This is a genomic window from Kyrpidia tusciae DSM 2912 (assembly GCF_000092905.1).
GTDB classification, from domain to species: Bacteria; Bacillota; Bacilli; order Kyrpidiales; family Kyrpidiaceae; genus Kyrpidia; species Kyrpidia tusciae.
The window spans coordinates 1,785,755-1,800,511 of record NC_014098.1; the positions used below are offsets into that span (position 1 = coordinate 1,785,755).

14 protein-coding genes and 12 tRNA genes are annotated in these 14,757 nt (G+C 58.6%); 4 read left to right on the forward strand and 22 right to left on the reverse strand.

From position 1 onward, the window contains the following. Nucleotides 1–13: 13 nt before the first annotated feature. The 4 genes from rpsA to BTUS_RS08830 all read right to left on the reverse strand — a co-directional run bounded on the left by rpsA (nucleotide 14) and on the right by BTUS_RS08830 (nucleotide 3,380). Nucleotides 14–1,165 carry a 30S ribosomal protein S1 gene (gene rpsA, locus BTUS_RS08815; RefSeq protein ID WP_013075759.1) on the reverse strand — a complete coding sequence of 384 codons (1,152 nt, stop codon included), beginning with the start codon at nucleotides 1,163–1,165 and terminating at the stop codon, nucleotides 14–16. A 176-nt stretch (nucleotides 1,166–1,341) separates the two neighbouring features. After that, on the reverse strand, nucleotides 1,342–1,965 hold the full coding sequence (locus tag BTUS_RS08820; RefSeq protein ID WP_013075760.1) for a lysophospholipid acyltransferase family protein: 624 nt from the start codon (nucleotides 1,963–1,965) through the stop codon (nucleotides 1,342–1,344). Nucleotides 1,966–1,968: 3 nt separating this feature from the next. Continuing rightward, nucleotides 1,969–2,652 (reverse strand): (d)CMP kinase, encoded by a 684-nt coding sequence (gene cmk, locus BTUS_RS08825; RefSeq protein ID WP_013075761.1) that lies wholly within the window; start codon nucleotides 2,650–2,652, stop codon nucleotides 1,969–1,971. A 239-nt stretch (nucleotides 2,653–2,891) separates the two neighbouring features. Next, nucleotides 2,892–3,380 (reverse strand): hypothetical protein, encoded by a 489-nt coding sequence (locus BTUS_RS08830; RefSeq protein WP_013075762.1) that lies wholly within the window; start codon nucleotides 3,378–3,380, stop codon nucleotides 2,892–2,894. A gap of 125 nt (nucleotides 3,381–3,505) precedes the next feature. Here BTUS_RS08830 and BTUS_RS08835 point away from each other — a divergent pair, with 125 nt between their 5' ends. Beyond that, entirely contained in the window at nucleotides 3,506–4,240 is a 735-nt protein-coding gene (locus tag BTUS_RS08835) for an N-acetylmuramoyl-L-alanine amidase family protein (protein WP_083780130.1), read from the forward strand. A 29-nt stretch (nucleotides 4,241–4,269) separates the two neighbouring features. Here BTUS_RS08835 and ypeB read toward each other — a convergent pair whose 3' ends face one another. The 3 genes from ypeB to BTUS_RS08850 form a co-directional block, all read right to left on the reverse strand. Further along, on the reverse strand, nucleotides 4,270–5,625 hold the full coding sequence (gene ypeB / locus BTUS_RS08840; protein WP_013075764.1) for a germination protein YpeB: 1,356 nt from the start codon (nucleotides 5,623–5,625) through the stop codon (nucleotides 4,270–4,272). Nucleotides 5,626–5,652: 27 nt separating this feature from the next. After that, nucleotides 5,653–6,378: a spore cortex-lytic enzyme gene (gene sleB, locus BTUS_RS08845; RefSeq protein WP_013075765.1), complete on the reverse strand. Its 726-nt coding sequence runs from the start codon at nucleotides 6,376–6,378 to the stop codon at nucleotides 5,653–5,655. Nucleotides 6,379–6,817: 439 nt separating this feature from the next. Continuing rightward, nucleotides 6,818–8,047, reverse strand: coding sequence for a Glu/Leu/Phe/Val family dehydrogenase (locus BTUS_RS08850; RefSeq protein ID WP_013075767.1), 1,230 nt, complete (start codon nucleotides 8,045–8,047; stop codon nucleotides 6,818–6,820). Between the two features lie 216 nt (nucleotides 8,048–8,263). Between BTUS_RS08850 and BTUS_RS08855 the strand changes: the two genes are divergently transcribed. The 3 genes from BTUS_RS08855 to BTUS_RS08865 all read left to right on the forward strand — a co-directional run bounded on the left by BTUS_RS08855 (nucleotide 8,264) and on the right by BTUS_RS08865 (nucleotide 11,012). Next, complete coding sequence (locus BTUS_RS08855; protein ID WP_013075768.1) at nucleotides 8,264–9,529, forward strand: MFS transporter; 1,266 nt, start codon at nucleotides 8,264–8,266, stop codon at nucleotides 9,527–9,529. A gap of 47 nt (nucleotides 9,530–9,576) precedes the next feature. Then, the gene (gene comA / locus BTUS_RS08860; RefSeq protein WP_013075769.1) at nucleotides 9,577–10,407 is read left to right on the forward strand and encodes a phosphosulfolactate synthase; all 831 of its coding nucleotides are present in this window, start codon (nucleotides 9,577–9,579) and stop codon (nucleotides 10,405–10,407) included. A 137-nt stretch (nucleotides 10,408–10,544) separates the two neighbouring features. Then, nucleotides 10,545–11,012, forward strand: coding sequence for a DUF441 domain-containing protein (locus tag BTUS_RS08865; protein WP_013075770.1), 468 nt, complete (start codon nucleotides 10,545–10,547; stop codon nucleotides 11,010–11,012). Nucleotides 11,013–11,072: 60 nt separating this feature from the next. Here BTUS_RS08865 and BTUS_RS08870 read toward each other — a convergent pair whose 3' ends face one another. The 15 genes from BTUS_RS08870 to BTUS_RS08940 form a co-directional block, all read right to left on the reverse strand. Continuing rightward, nucleotides 11,073–11,669 (reverse strand): adaptor protein MecA, encoded by a 597-nt coding sequence (locus BTUS_RS08870; protein ID WP_013075771.1) that lies wholly within the window; start codon nucleotides 11,667–11,669, stop codon nucleotides 11,073–11,075. A gap of 176 nt (nucleotides 11,670–11,845) precedes the next feature. Then, nucleotides 11,846–11,920, reverse strand: a tRNA-Gly gene (locus BTUS_RS08875). 71 nt (nucleotides 11,921–11,991) lie between these two features. Continuing rightward, a tRNA-Thr gene (locus BTUS_RS08880) sits at nucleotides 11,992–12,067 on the reverse strand. Between the two features lie 3 nt (nucleotides 12,068–12,070). Then, nucleotides 12,071–12,146 (reverse strand) — tRNA-Ala (locus tag BTUS_RS08885). 13 nt (nucleotides 12,147–12,159) lie between these two features. Beyond that, nucleotides 12,160–12,236: transfer RNA gene (locus BTUS_RS08890), tRNA-Pro, on the reverse strand. 3 nt (nucleotides 12,237–12,239) lie between these two features. Further along, nucleotides 12,240–12,316: transfer RNA gene (locus BTUS_RS08895), tRNA-Arg, on the reverse strand. A gap of 20 nt (nucleotides 12,317–12,336) precedes the next feature. Further along, nucleotides 12,337–12,419, reverse strand: a tRNA-Leu gene (locus tag BTUS_RS08900). A 7-nt stretch (nucleotides 12,420–12,426) separates the two neighbouring features. After that, nucleotides 12,427–12,502 (reverse strand) — tRNA-Lys (locus tag BTUS_RS08905). A 3-nt stretch (nucleotides 12,503–12,505) separates the two neighbouring features. Beyond that, nucleotides 12,506–12,580 (reverse strand) — tRNA-Gln (locus BTUS_RS08910). A 5-nt stretch (nucleotides 12,581–12,585) separates the two neighbouring features. Next, nucleotides 12,586–12,661 (reverse strand) — tRNA-His (locus BTUS_RS08915). A 5-nt stretch (nucleotides 12,662–12,666) separates the two neighbouring features. Further along, nucleotides 12,667–12,742 (reverse strand) — tRNA-Trp (locus BTUS_RS08920). Between the two features lie 50 nt (nucleotides 12,743–12,792). Next, nucleotides 12,793–12,877: transfer RNA gene (locus BTUS_RS08925), tRNA-Tyr, on the reverse strand. Between the two features lie 6 nt (nucleotides 12,878–12,883). Then, nucleotides 12,884–12,959, reverse strand: a tRNA-Thr gene (locus BTUS_RS08930). 141 nt (nucleotides 12,960–13,100) lie between these two features. Then, nucleotides 13,101–14,513 carry a UvrD-helicase domain-containing protein gene (locus BTUS_RS08935; RefSeq protein WP_013075772.1) on the reverse strand — a complete coding sequence of 471 codons (1,413 nt, stop codon included), beginning with the start codon at nucleotides 14,511–14,513 and terminating at the stop codon, nucleotides 13,101–13,103. Then, nucleotides 14,506–14,742, reverse strand: coding sequence for a hypothetical protein (locus tag BTUS_RS08940; protein ID WP_013075773.1), 237 nt, complete (start codon nucleotides 14,740–14,742; stop codon nucleotides 14,506–14,508). Before BTUS_RS08940 ends, BTUS_RS08935 begins: the two co-directional genes overlap by 8 nt. Nucleotides 14,743–14,757 lie beyond the last annotated feature (15 nt).

Consider the following 14,757-nt stretch of genomic DNA (forward strand, 5'->3'; position numbering starts at 1 on the left):
GCGAGAGGATCCATTAATGGCGGTTCTTGAACAGATCTCCGAACATCTCCCCAAGCGTCACCCCAGAACCGGTGGACGGCCCCTGGCGCTCGTTGTAGCGTTCTACATCCCGGCGATTGCGATCTCCCTCGGCCTCGCGGATCGACAGGGAAATCCTCTGGTCCTCTTCGTTGACATCCAGGATCTTCACGCGAACCTCCTGTCCCGGTTCCAGTACTTCTTGGGGCGTGCCGATTCGCCGGTTCGCGATCTGGGAAATGTGCACCAATCCTTCCACGCCGGGCTCTAACTCCACGAATGCCCCGAAGGACACCAAACGTCGGACGGTGCCGGTGACCACGTCACCCACATGATACCGCTCGGACACGCCGGACCATGGACCAGGGTTCGCCTCTTTGATCGAAAGAGATACCCGCTCCCGCTCCGGGTCCACCTTAAGGACCTTGACGGTGACTTCATCCCCTTCTTTGACCACTTCGGAAGGGTGTTCTACCCGGTGCCAGGCCAATTCCGAGATATGCACGAGCCCGTCGACGCCGCCCACATCCACAAAAGCCCCGAAATTGGTCAACCGCTGCACTTTCCCCGTGATAATATCCCCAGGTTGCAGGCGATGGAGCACCTCTTCTTTCTTTTGCTGATACTCCTCTTCCAGAACTGCCTTTTGAGACAAAATCACTTTGTTGTCCGAACGGTCGAGCTCCGCCACCTTCACCCGCAGAGTCCGCCCCTTATATTCGGAAAAATCCTCGACAAAATGTCGTTCAACCAAGGAGGCGGGGATAAAAGCTCGCACCCCCACGTCCGCGACGAGCCCGCCTTTGACCACATCGGCGACCTGGACTTCAAAGGTCTCCTGACTTTCAAACCGTTGCTGCAGGCGTTCCCATGCTTTTTCGGCATCCACCGCTTTCTTCGAAAGCACGAGCTTGCCCTCTTCATCGTTGATGCGCTGCACCCGGACCTCCACTTCGTCCCCCACCTGGACGACGTCCGAAGGCGATTCTACCCGGAGTGCCGACAATTCGCCGATGGGGATGACCCCGTCGAACTTGTAACCCACGTCGACAAACACTTGGCCATCTTCGATCTTGGTGATTCGGCCCTTCACGACGTCCCCTTTGTGCAACGCCACCAAATCGGTCATGTCGCGCATTTCATCCATAGGAAAAGACCTCCTGTTCCTCAGACAGCGACCCTGGTCAACCCCAACCGGACGTTAGAACCCTCTATCCTTCACCCGGTTATTCCAACTTTCCGGGGTCCACGTGACTGGCAAATTCTTGCTCATGTTCAGTATGACTACCCAGCGTCAAAACCATGCAAAACGGTGGGTTTTGGCTACCCAGACCCCACCTTGGTGACAGGCGGGCCTTCTTCCGGCAACCGGTAGACCGCCTCCATGATCGCCCGGGCCACCTCCGTATACTCCCGAGACGATAGTCGAAGGTGGACCCACGGTGTCAAATCGAGGGGCAGGCCAATGCGAACGACCACGGGCGACCTCCACCGGTAGTCGGCGTCGATGTGAACGGGAATAACCGGCACCCCGCTTCGCAAAGCGACCATTCCCGCACCGGGCATCGGGTGAACTTCCCGTCCAGGCCGGCGCCGGGTTCCTTCCGGGAATAATCCCACCACTCGACCTTCCTCCCGGGCCAAATGAACCGCTGTCTTCAGGGCGGCGCGATCCGCCGTACCCCGGCGCACAGGAAAGGCCCCCAAGCCCCGAATCAACCAGGAAAGACCCGGGATCCGAAACAACTCTTCTTTTGCCATAAAGTGAATCGGACGAGGAACACTCAGGCCCAACAATACCGGGTCCCAATTACTGCCGTGATTCGCGCAGAGCAACACCCCACCCCGTTCCGGTATCCGCTCTCGACCCATGACCTGGAGGGGAAATAAAGCCCGCAGAGGCTCCCGGATTAACACCCGCGCCACACGGTATACCCGATCTGCCATCCGCTACTCTTCCCCCTTTAGGAGGCGGGTTCGGCACAAGGTCAGCACTTCCTGCACCACACTCTCCACGTCGCGCCCCGTCGTATCGATCAACCGAGCATCCGGGGCCTTCACCAAAGGCGAGAATTCCCTGGCTGCATCCGCCCGGTCCCGTTCTGCCAGGTCCCGCCCGACTTGATCGGGGTCGATGCGGTGACCATATCCCCGAAGCTCCTTCACGCGCCTCTTCGCCCGTTCCTCCAAAGACGCTGTCAGAAAAACCTTGACGTCAGCATCGGGCATGATCGCCGTCCCGATGTCCCTTCCATCCATCACCACTCCGCCCCGGCGAGCCAATTCCTTCTGCAACTCCATCATTCGCCCCCGAACAGCCGGCACCCCGGACACGACGGGCACCGCCCGGCTCACCCGGGGATCCCGGAGAAAAGGCGTTATATCTTTCCCATCGATCCACACCCGTACCCCGTCTTTCTCCGGACGCAGTTCCATGTGGACATCCCTGGCCAGACTCGCCAAAGCACCCGCGTCCACCGGATCGATGCCTTTCTGCAGGGCGACCCACGTGATCCCCCGGTACATGGCCCCGGTGTCCACATACAGAAGGCCCAACGCTTCGGCCACTCGCCGCGCAATGGTGCTTTTCCCGGCCCCGGCAGGACCGTCAATCGCTACTCGCAATCGTTTCATTCACGCCCTCCCTCACCGCGCTCCAGCATGGCCAAACATATAAAAAGCAGGCAAGAGCCCGCTTTTCCTACGTGCAGATCTATTCAGGCCAGGGAAAAGAGAGGTCGCTCACCGTCGCATCCATCACGCAATCCTGTGACTTCACGTTGTCGGACATCGGCGCATCTTTATCTGTGTCGATCTAGAAACATAGTACCACAACCCTCCAAAACGGCGCAAGGGACGGATTCTGTCGAATCTTAGGGGTTTATGGCGATAAAATGGACCTGAACGGCGGGAGATTTTTTCCCTCCGTCGACATCCCACTCCAGTCCTGCAACTGGAGTCAGCAAACTGGGGGATTCGTGGTCGATCAGAATCCTGCGGCTGCCTTGGGCCTTCGTGGCATCCACCTGCACCGTGTCGCCTTCTCGAACGGTGAGCCATACCTGGGCTTGGTCGAAGGCTTGCACCGGTTTCCCGTCCACCGTCACCCGGGCCCCCGGCCAAGCATTGGCCCCCTCCAGACTCAACGAAATCTGTGCTTGTTGAACGGGGGGCATCCCTTCAACCGGCACTCCCTCCAGCCGTTCCACGGGTACCAAGACGGCCCTGGCCTGGGGCACCAGCAGCAGCGCCTGGACCGCGGTGAGGGCGAACAGACCGAAGACCGCCATCCGAAACGTCCATTCCGCACTTTTTTCAACAAGATCCGCCAAAGGGTTCTCGCTTTGTTCCACCCGGCGCATTCCTTCGCCTCCTCTTCCTCCAGCTTACGCCAATCCTGACCCATCCATGCCCCACTTCGGGCATGCTGCGTTCTGCCCTCGCATAGACATGGGGAGAACATGGATGAGGACGGGGATGACGCGCAGTGAGAAAGAGGAGAGCGACTTTGATCGTGATTCGTCCGTCGTGGAGGCCCTGGGCCGCCGCCGTCGCCCTGCTGCTACTGTGCGCCCTTCTCCTGCTTCCGGCGGCCGGCCTGCCCATTGGCGCCCCCGCCTGGTGGCCCACTCCCGTCGTGGTCATCGACCCGGGACACGGCGGCTACGACCCCGGAGTGGAAACCGACTCGGGAATCTCTGAAAAGGACATCACCCTTCAAATCTCTCAGGCCCTGGCCGCTTCCCTGAGAACCCGAGGGTACACTGTCCTTTTGACGCGCACAGACGATCGGGACTATGCCCTTCCGGGACAACGAGGCCGCGAAGCCAAACGCACGGATCTCGACGCCCGGATTGCTTTGGCCGAAGCTCACCGAGCGGTGGCGTTTATCAGCATCCATTGCAACAGTTCCCCCGAAGCCACCCGGGGAGGGGCAGAGACCTTTTTTAATCCCTCTCTAGCCGGTTCGAAAGCCCTCGCCCAGGCCATCCAGACCGAGGTTCGGAAGATCCCCGGAATGTCCCTTCGGGAAGCCCACGATGGGTCCGCTTACTACCTCCTACAACATCTGACCATGCCCGCCGTCATTGTGGAGGCGGGGTATCTGCTCATCCCCTCGGACCGAGCGAAACTGGTCAACTCCGCTTACCAACGCCAAGTGGCTGACGCCGTGGCCACGGGCCTGACTCACTTTTTGAACAACTGGGCCGGGGCTTCGTGACCGGGGCGGCTTCGCCGCCCCCGAAAACCCTACCAACTCTGAGCCGTTCCAGACGGCTCCCGGCGCATTTTTTCTACTCCTTCTTCATCCCCGTTCTGAGCGTTGATGTAGATGCGATAGGTGTCCCGATCGATGGTGCCCAGGAATTCGTAGGCCAAAACCTCTTGCTTTTCATCATTTGGAATCAAAGCCAAATGATGCTCTTGCACGGTAACATGGGGACTCAACCGTTGTTGAGCCTTGGCCAAGGATAAGGTCGGTACCGGAAGGTTTCGAGGACGGTGGTGATAGACATAATCTTTGGCGGACAAGCCGATCACCTCGCCGTTGTCCAGAGCGACCTTCACGGTCACCTTGTCGGGATACAAACGAATCCCGCGCTCCACTGGGACAAACTCATAAACTCCAACATTGTCCGTCTGGTCCGCTTGGATCATCTCCATCACCGGGTACCCGTGGGCCCGAAGCCAACTGGCCGCTCCGGCAGCCCCCGTGGACAAATCCACCTTCTCCCCGTTCACCGCCCGATCGTTCATGTACCACAGAACATGGGCACCTTGTTTCGTGACATCCAAGAACATGTGACTCGCCTGGCCATCCTGGACGGTCACGCTGTAACTGGGAGTGGGGTTGCCCTTGCCGTTTTCCTGGACCTTGACCGTCTCTTTACCCGCCAAGCCCAAGAACTGCTTCACTTTCCCAGCGACTTGTTGCGGACTGGCTTCAGGGCCTAGGGCTTGCATCGGTTGTTCCTGAATGCGCGATTCCAGTGTCCGGTTGGTCGGGCCAAAAGAGACCTCCGGGAACTCTGTAACCTGCTTCTCTAATTTTTGGAACCCGTCGATGATCTGGTTATCGCCTTTTTTCTGGGTGTCGGACATGGCCATTTCCGCATCCATCCAACGGAGGTTGTGGCTCAACACGTTACTTTGAACCTGGCGCAGGTCCGTTTCCACCTGAGCCGCTTGGCCGTAGAGATTTTTCAGCGTCGCCCAATCCTCGGCCCCCAGGGGCTTTTGCGGATCCTTCACACCCAACCGATAGCTGAACTGGCCGATATTGTTCAGGAACTCTTGGGTCTTGTGAAAGGGCATTAAGGTAAGAGGCAACTGACCGACATCCGACTGAGCCGCAAAGGCGAGACGCCAAATGTTTGTCATGCACGGGGTCTGTTGGCGGACACTGTTGATCGCCATCGCTTTGCCCAACTCATCCTGCAGTTGGTCGACGTGGGCCGTCAAATCGTGAAAAGCCCGCTGATACTGGTTCTCGGCTTTTAGGAGCACCGCTTGTTTTTGGCGGTGTTCCCGGTATCCCCAAAACCCGGTGATGACGAGGGCCACTGCGAGGATTGGCATGAGGACTCCAGCTGCGCGCCTGTACATCGTGCTTCGACCTCCTCTGACCACACCTTACCGGCAGAAGATGTGTTTCCCGATCTTTTTAATTTGAGGTCTGGACCAAATCCATTTTGACGTCGCCGTCGCGGGGTTAAAGTAATACACCGCCCCGTCGGTGGGATCCCATCCTTGAATGGCGTCCATGACGGCTTTTCTCGCTTGGGGATTGGGTGTCAGCCAGATTTGGCCGTCCGACACAGCGGTAAAAGCGCCGGGTTGAAAAATGATCGCGGGGATGCTCTTGGGGAATCGCGGATCATCCAATCGGTTCAGGATGACCGCAGCCACCGCAACCTGGCCGATGAGAGGCTCGCCCCGAGCTTCTCCGTAGACGGCGTTGGCCATCAGTTTAATGTCATTAGCCGAGAATTTACCCGTCCCGCCTGCCACGTGAGTGCTGCTGTGATGCCGGGGTTTGTACGCTTTTGTCGCTTCCAGCAAAGCCCGGCGCGTTCGGTCATCCACTTGGCCGGTGGCGGAGAGTCCGTGTCCGCTCTGAAACGAACGGACTGACCAATAGGTGTTCCATCCGAAAACACCGTCTATGGCGCCGCGGTAAAGTCCCAGGAATTTTAAACGATCCTGTAATTCGTAGACATCTTCTCCCCGGCCGCCTTTCATCAAAGTCTTGTCTGACATTGCCCATGCTGCAGTTCCGGGGGCCAGCAATGACCACGCCGCCACTGCCGAGAGGATGAGATGCATCAACCATCCGGCGCTCTGACTCGGCCCTGCCATACGTGCCCACACCCTCCCCTCAAAAGTCGGTTCTAGTCTGCCTGGGAAGAATGGTTTTTATGTCTAGGCGCACAAAAAAGCACCGGCCCATAAAGAGCCGGCGCTCAGCGGATCGCCCCGGCGATCAGCCGATCGTTTCAATGTCAAAATCCCGATCGTTGTCGCACAGACAACGTTTAAAGCCCGTATCGATTTCGCCGCCTCGTTTGCGTGAACCGCGAAGGATGAAACTTTCGCCGCAGTGGCGACATCGAATGTGCACTTTGATGCGACGGGGTGTCTGCAGCGGCATATGCTCCACTCCTTGTGGATGTCCACTCATGTGTCCGCTCATAATGTGCCCCCAAACTACCGTCCGTTGTCCCCCAGTATATACCTTGTCGCCTGGGGCTATGCGACCTTGTTCATCCGCGTGTTGCCAGGACCGGTTCCGGGATCGCTAGAGTAAGCCCCGGAGGTGAATCGCTTCAGCCGTTGGCTTGAGGCCCACCATGAAGGTGGCCAAGCGAGGATCTCCGTCCGCCGCCGGAAGGGATTCCTTGAGGCGATGGTAGGAGTCGATCATGCGCTCTTGTAGCAGCATCATCAATTGATCCGGGGCAAAGTGGTATCCCTGGCGATTTTGCACCCACTCGTAATAGGACAAAATGACCGGGCCGAGGGAACTGAGAACTCCCGGGATCGTCACAATCCCCTTTTGACGCAGGATGGCATACGCCCCAGGATCCACCGCTCCGGGCACAGCCTCGAACACCAATCGGCCGCCCAGGACCCTTGCCCCTTCTTCGCCCAGGGAAGGGGCGACAGTGGCGCCGATAAACAGGTCGTGGGGATGGTTTAAAATCTCGTCGTGACCCATTCGCGTGCGAAAAAGCCGAGTCACAGTGCCGAAGGAATCCCTGCGGTCCAACAGCGTTTCAACATCCAGGCCCTCCTCCTGGTACAGCGCACCATATCGGTCCGACAGGCCGACGACCACGCCACCGCTTCGGTGAATCTGCCCGGCCAGGAAGGCGCCGAGTTCCCCAAACCCCCGAAGGATCACCCGGAGACCCGACATGGATCGACCCGAATCCCGCACCGCCTCCTGGATCAAGATCATGACACTTTGATACAACAGCTTCTCTCGGTCAGAGATGCCACCGAGAACTTCCGGTTTCCCGGTGATCACCGCCCGGGCGTCCGACTCCCGCAGGCGGCTATACTCATCGCCCATCCAGGCCATCACTCGGGAATTAGTGAAGCCATCTGCGGAGAGAATGTCTTTCGCTTGTCCCACCGTCTGACTGACGGCCCGGACATATCCCCGGGCTAACCGTTCCAGTTCCCGGAAGGACAACTCCCGGGGATCACAGACAATCCCACCCTTCGCGCCACCAAAAGGAACTGCGGCGAGTCCGCACTTCACCGTCATGATCGCGGCTTCCGCCTTCACGTCGTCGAGACCGATCTCGGGATGCAGTCGAACTCCGCCTTTGGTGGGACCCACCGCCATGTGGTGCTGCACCCGATAAGCGGAAAACATGCGCACGGCGCCGCTGTCCATGGTGACCGGAATCCGTACTGCCAGGCAGAGCTGCGGTTCAATCAATTGCTCAACGACAGCCTCCCCGTACCCCAAACGGCTGAGAGCCATCCGAATCCAATCTTGTGTTTGTTGTATCTCCATCGCCGCCCCACCTCGTTCGAATCACACACCCTGACTATAACGGTTCGCCGCGTCGGCTGCAAAATCCTTTTTTCGGCCACCGGCCCCATGCGCCCGTGAATTCCCCGCTGATCCTGCCGTTGAACGCTTATCGTCTTTTGTATGCGAACGTCTATCGCATATTCATGGCACCGTGGGACGACACTACCCAAGGACACGTGAGAGAGGTGAAAGTCGGTGGCAGAAGCGAGGAGCCCGGGGGCGGGAGCACTGTGGGCGATCAGTTCAGTGCCTTTCATTATGGTTCTGGGGAACTCGATGCTGATCCCGATCTTACCGACCATGCAGTCCGTCTTGGGGATCAGCCAATTCCAGGCCAGTCTGGTGATAACCCTCTTTTCCGTTCCGGCGGGACTCATTATTCCTCTGGCAGGTTTTCTCTCCGACCGGCTCAAGCGTAAATGGATTATTATCCCGTCTCTCGGCCTCTACGCCCTCGGAGGGCTCGTGGCAGCCATCGGTGCCTGGATCGGCCAATGGGTGTTTCCCGTCATTCTCATCGGGCGGGTCATCCAAGGATTGGGTGCAGCAGGCACTGCGCCCATCGCCATGGCCCTCGTCAGCGACCTCTTCCAGGGCGGGGAACGGAGCCGGGCCCTTGGACTCAATGAGGCGTCCAACGGACTGGGCAAAGTGGTGAGCCCCATTCTCGGTGCCTGGGTGGGCAGCCTGTTGTGGTACGGGGCATTCCTATTATTTCCGATTTTGACCATCCCCGTCATGATCGGTTTATGGCTGGCGGTCAAAGAGCCTCCCCTTCCAAAGGGCATGTCTGCGGCCCGCTACTGGCAGTCCTTTGTTGCAATTTGGAAAAGGGATGCACACTGGCTGTTAGTCGGGTATTTTAGTGGGGCCACGGCTTTGTTTCTTCTTTTTGGCGTCCTTTTTTATGTCTCGGAAACTTTGGAATCGGTCCACCACCTGGGGGTGTTCGCCCGGGGCACCATCCTGGCCGTCCCACTCACCGGCATGTGCACCGCCTCCTATCTGACCGGGCGCTGGATCAAAAAAAATCGCCCCTTGATGAAGGGAGCGGTGGTCGGTGGGCTCGGGGTAATCGCGGGAACGTTATTTCTCTTGCCATTTCTCCGCTCCCCGGGGTGGCAGCTCGGTGATCTTGTTCTCTCCGGCATCGGCACGGGGGTGGTCCTGCCGTCCCTCAACACCCTGATCACCGGCACCGCCGAGCGGGAAGAACGGGGTATCATCACCTCCTTCTATGGAAGCGTTCGCTTTCTCGGCGTGGCGGCCGGGCCACCGGTTTTCTCTCAACTGATGAAGCTCCCCCCCGTCTGGATGTTCGGACTCTGTGCCGGTTTGGCCGCTGTAGCCGGGGGAGTGGCCTTATTGTTTATCCGTGTTTCCGGCCACCCACCCTCCCGCCGGAAATCCCCCCTTTCCTCGTCCCTGGGGAACCGCCCAAAAGCAGCGGGCATAAAATGATGACCGTGATGGGGCGATCATGAGGGGAAGGGAGAGATTGCGTCACGATGACACCATGGATCGACATTGTAAGGGATCCGCTGCCCGGACGACGGGGCAAACCCAGAACCTCCGGCTTGACAATGGTGATCGACACGGGGCTGGCGCCGGGCACAGTCCGGGATATTGTGGAATCGGCGGGCGACTGGATCGATTATTGGAAGTTCGGATTCGGGACATCCGCCCTTTACTCGTTGGATGTGTTACGCTCAAAAATGGATGTTCTTTCCACAAGCGGTATCGTTCCTTATCCCGGGGGAACTCTTTTTGAAATCGCGCTCTACCAGGACAAGGCAGACCGGTTGTTAGAGAAAGCCCGGGAACTCGGTTTTACATGTATTGAAATTTCCGACGGAACCGTCGAAATGGATGCTCCAATCCGGCACAAGTGGATTCGGGAAGCGAAACGCCGGGGTTTTGTGGTTTTGACGGAAACCGGAAAGAAGCGAGCGGGATTGACGATGAGCGTCGAACAGTATGCCACCCAGTTGGCGGAAGACTTGGCCTGCGGTGCGGATTACGCCATTTTGGAAGGCCGGGAATCCGGTCGCAATGTGGGATTCTATCGTTCGGACGGCAGTATCCTGGAAGAAGAGATCGGCCGCCTGATGGAGCTTCTGCCTTCCCCAGACCGGGTGATCTGGGAGGCACCGCAGAAATCACAACAGGAATTTTTTGTCCGCAAGCTCGGGGTCAATGTCAACCTCGGGAACATACCCGCCACTGAGGTGACTGCCCTGGAGGCCCTGCGCCGGGGCTTGCGCAGTGACACTCTTCGCCTGGTGTTGGAGCCGGACGGACGCTCGCAGAGTCCCCTCATGGCTGGGATTCAGTTCTAAAGTCCCAGAGGCCCCCCGCACACACCTGCGCCTTCCCTCGGAGTTCGCCACACGAGAAGAACCGACAGCTGGGATAGCGATGTCCTCCCGCCCATAAGCATATATTGTCCTGTCGGACAGGGCGGGGGGAGATCGAGGTGCTAACCGGTGAATTGGTATTGGTGGTCCTGATTGTAATCGGCCTGATCGGGCGTTCCCACATGCTCACCACCGCAGCCTGTTTCTTGCTCATCCTGAGGCTCTCTCACCTGGAACGATATTTTCCAACCTTGGAGCGAAGGGGACTGGAGTTGGGGCTGCTCTTTCTCATGATTGCCGTGCTCGTTCCGCTCGTGGATGGCACTCTGACCGTTTCAGATCTGGCCCGGGTGTTCATCAGTCCGGCCGGGATCGCTGCGATAATCGGAGGCTTGGTCGCCACCTATCTCAACGGCCAAGGGCTGCACCTGCTACGCCAGGATCCTTCACTCATGATCGGTCTCGTTCTCGGCTCGATCTTCGGGATCGTCTTCCTCCGCGGCATTCCCGTCGGCCCACTCATGGCCGCGGCCATCGCCGCCATGTTGGTGGAAATATGGCAATGGCTGCGGTTTCTCTCCCGCTGAACGTGAAAAACCCCGCCGATGATGGCGGGGTTTTTATAACGTTCCGGCAGGCCCGTCCCTTCACCCTGTGAAAGGGAATTTCGAACACAACTGGCCCACTGCCTTCTCCGAAAAGACCGTAGTCCCATACTCTTCCAGAACCGCCGGCGTCGTTCGAGCGCGTTCTCCGTATTCCTCGGCCAGGGCCGCAACAGATTCTTGTTCCGATTCCGTCAGCTCGTCCGCCGGAAAATAAAAGTAGAACCTGGCGTTGTAGGCAAATAAACGCCCTTTCTCTGAAAACTTCGGGCACAGGGCGTGGGCCGCTCGTACCGCGTCTTCAAAATCGCGAAAGGCGAAACAGAGTTCGGTTGGTTCGATCTCCTCATCTATCGCGGGTCCGGCTTCATCGTCTTCTTCTTCCTCATCGGTGACCGAGGAGACCTGGCTCACAACCACCATCACGCCCTCAGCCGGCATCGTGAAGGCCTCAACGGCGATGGGCCCAACCACTTCGAAACCCACTTCTACGTAGGCTTTCTCCATCATGTCCCAAAACAGTTCCTGGATCTTGCGGCCGTTCTGCCAAATCTCCTCCCGGCCGATTCCCCTTTCCTCAAGGTCGTCGTAACTGATAAAAATGCGTACCTTGGTGTCACTGATCCGCTCTATACGCATGCCCATCACTCCTCAACGGAGAAGGGGAAAGTCGACCACGAACCTCCCCCGAGGTTAAACCTCTATCTCTATCCTAATACGAGACACTCGGCGAAATCAAATCGAATCTCGCAATGAAAAAAGCAGGACAACGGTCCTGCTTGCCACAACCGTGCGGTCTTCCCTTTCAGTGGGTCTGGAGCGGAAGACGGGATTCGAACCCGCGGCCCTCGCCTTGGCAAGGCGATGCTCTACCCCTGAGCTACTTCCGCGAACCATTGCCGGAAACCTTTTGCCTGCCGACCTGTCCGTGATCCGGCCTGACAGCTATGGGGAACGCGCATGGAGCTCCCAACCAGGCTCGAACTGGTGACCTCATCCTTACCATGGATGCGCTCTGCCAACTGAGCTATGGGAGCAGATGGTGGAGGTAAGCGGATTCGAACCGCTGGCCTCTAGAGTGCGATTCTAGCGCTCTCCCAACTGAGCTATACCCCCAAACCGCGACCTCTGGTCGGAGCAGGGGGATTTGAACCCCCGACCTCTTGGTCCCAAGCCAAGCGCGCTACCAAGCTGCGCCATGCTCCGCTGTGGCGTGCCCGGAGAGACTCGAACTCCCGACCTTTTGGTTCGAAGCCAAACGCTCTATCCGGCTGAGCTACGGGCACTCGTGTCAGCGGGCCATCGTTGGTGCGGGTGGAGGGACTTGAACCCCCACGGTTGCCCGCCAGAACCTAAATCTGGTGCGTCTGCCAATTCCGCCACACCCGCAATTCTATGGTGAGCCATGCAGGACTCGAACCTGCGACACCCTGATTAAAAGTCAGGTGCTCTACCATCTGAGCTAATGGCTCTCATGGCTGGGGAGGAAGGATTCGAACCTTCGCATGACGGAGTCAAAGTCCGTTGCCTTACCGCTTGGCTACTCCCCAATCCTTGGGGTGGGTAGAGGGGATCGAACCCTCGAATGCCGGAGCCACAATCCGGTGCGTTAGCCACTTCGCCATACCCACCACATTGGCAGGGGTGGCAGGATTCGAACCCACGACATGCGGTTTTGGAGACCGCCGTTCTACCAGCTGAACTACACCCCTGCGCATTATGCGGTTTTACTCGTTCCAGTGGGAACCTCGCTTTCAGGTCGTGGTGGAGGGGGTAGGATTCGAACCTACGAAGGCTACGCCAACGGATTTACAGTCCGCCCCAGTTGACCACTTTGGTACCCCTCCACACCGTGGAGCCGGCGACAGGAATCGAACCCGCGACCTACTGATTACAAGTCAGTTGCTCTACCTACTGAGCTACGCCGGCAGACTCGGCCACGGAATTCCGGATCCGCTCCGCGCTTCAACCCACCCCTGCTTTACAATGCAATCATCTCAAGTATATACCCTGCGACCCTCTTTTTGCAACCCGCCACCGTGCGGCGGCAAAAGTTACTGTACCACATCCTCACTCTCGGCGCAAGATCTTTCTCAGGCCTCTCCACCGACCGCCCGGCAATTTTTGTTCGTCTAAACCCGCTTCGGCCAGAAAGCGACTCATTCGAGTCACCCTTCCCTCGATACGCTCCGGAACCAAGATCACCAGCCGCTCCCTGGCCCGGGTCATAGCCACATAAAACAACCGCCGTTCTTCCTCGACAAGCGAAGCCTCCAGCTCCTGATCCCGCTTTTTGCCCGGGGCGCCGGGATAGTGCGGTGCAGATCCTTCCACCGCATCAAGGATATACACATGGTCGAACTCGCGGCCCTTTGACCCGTGGAACGTCAACCAAATCGCCCCATACCGATGCCCTTCGGCTCCCCGGCTCAACGCTCTCTGCAACTGTTGGTGAGTCCGGGCCAGAACGGCAGCCATTCCCTGCAAGGCTTCCCGAGCCAACACCCGGTTTAACCAACGGTCTTGTTCCCATTCATCGGGGAAAAGCCTGACTTCTGGCCCCGGACCTTGGCGCAGCGCCCGAATCGATTTGCCCCTGGCATCCCCGTTGTTGACAATCAAACGGTTGCAGGGTTCTACGAGTCCCTGATGGGACCGATGGTTGACGGAGAGGTAAAAGACGGCGGTGTCCGGCCGGCGGAGATGGCCTTGAAAGTAGGCTGGAACCGCCCCGCGAAATCCATAGATCGACTGGTCATCGTCTCCGATCATAAAGAGTAGCCCATCTCGCGCCAGCCCTTCCACCAGGATACTCTGAATCTCATTGAGATCCTGGGCTTCATCCACCAAGACCGCTTTCCAGGGCGGCATACGACCTTGTTCGAACAGCAGTTCGTGGACCTGTATGAGAATATCGTCAAAATCCCATGCGCCGTACCGCCGCAGCTCGCCTTCATAAATCTCCCGAAGCCTGGTCGATACCTGGTCCCGACCCGGGCGCCGGGACTTGGCCACTGCCAGGGCCGCGGCGGCTTCCTCCCCGGATATTCCACACCTGCGGGCCGCCTTTTCCACTAACCGCCTCTGCTCCTCTGGGGTGAGAAGTCTCGGGACTTGGCCACTCTCCCGAACCCACCACCGCAACATTCGAGAATGAAGGGTCCCCATCTCCATCTCTATCAAACTCCGGCTGGGGAGCCAGGGGCGCAATCTCTCCTTCAGCTCCGCAGCCGCCTCCCGGGTAAAGGTGGTCACCAAAAGATCTGCCGGACGCATTCCCAGAACCTGGATCAGAAATAAGGCCCGGGCGGCTAGGACCGTGGTTTTCCCCGTTCCCGGTCCGGCATACACCGCAATGCGGCGATGGGGGGACTGAACGGCTTTCCACTGCTCCTCCGTCAATGTCCATCCGGCAGCCGCCATGCGCCGACGCCAACCTTCCAGGCCTTCAACCGCTCCGGATGGATCCACCTCTTTAGCCATCGCCCCCCCTCCCGCCCACGGACTGGGACCCGCCTTCGGCCCACCGTTGCACAAACGCTTCTAAGGCGCGCCTCCGGCGGCGCAATGTCTGCATCTCTTCCATGAGCCGACGAATCGCCGATTCGTCTCCCCGTTCGAACAAATCCTGAAACTCTTTCCCCCGTTCCGCCTCCCACGTTTCCCATGCTTCAATGACGGCGCGAAGGCGGGCAAATCGCTCTTCGATCATGGCCGATCGTCCCCC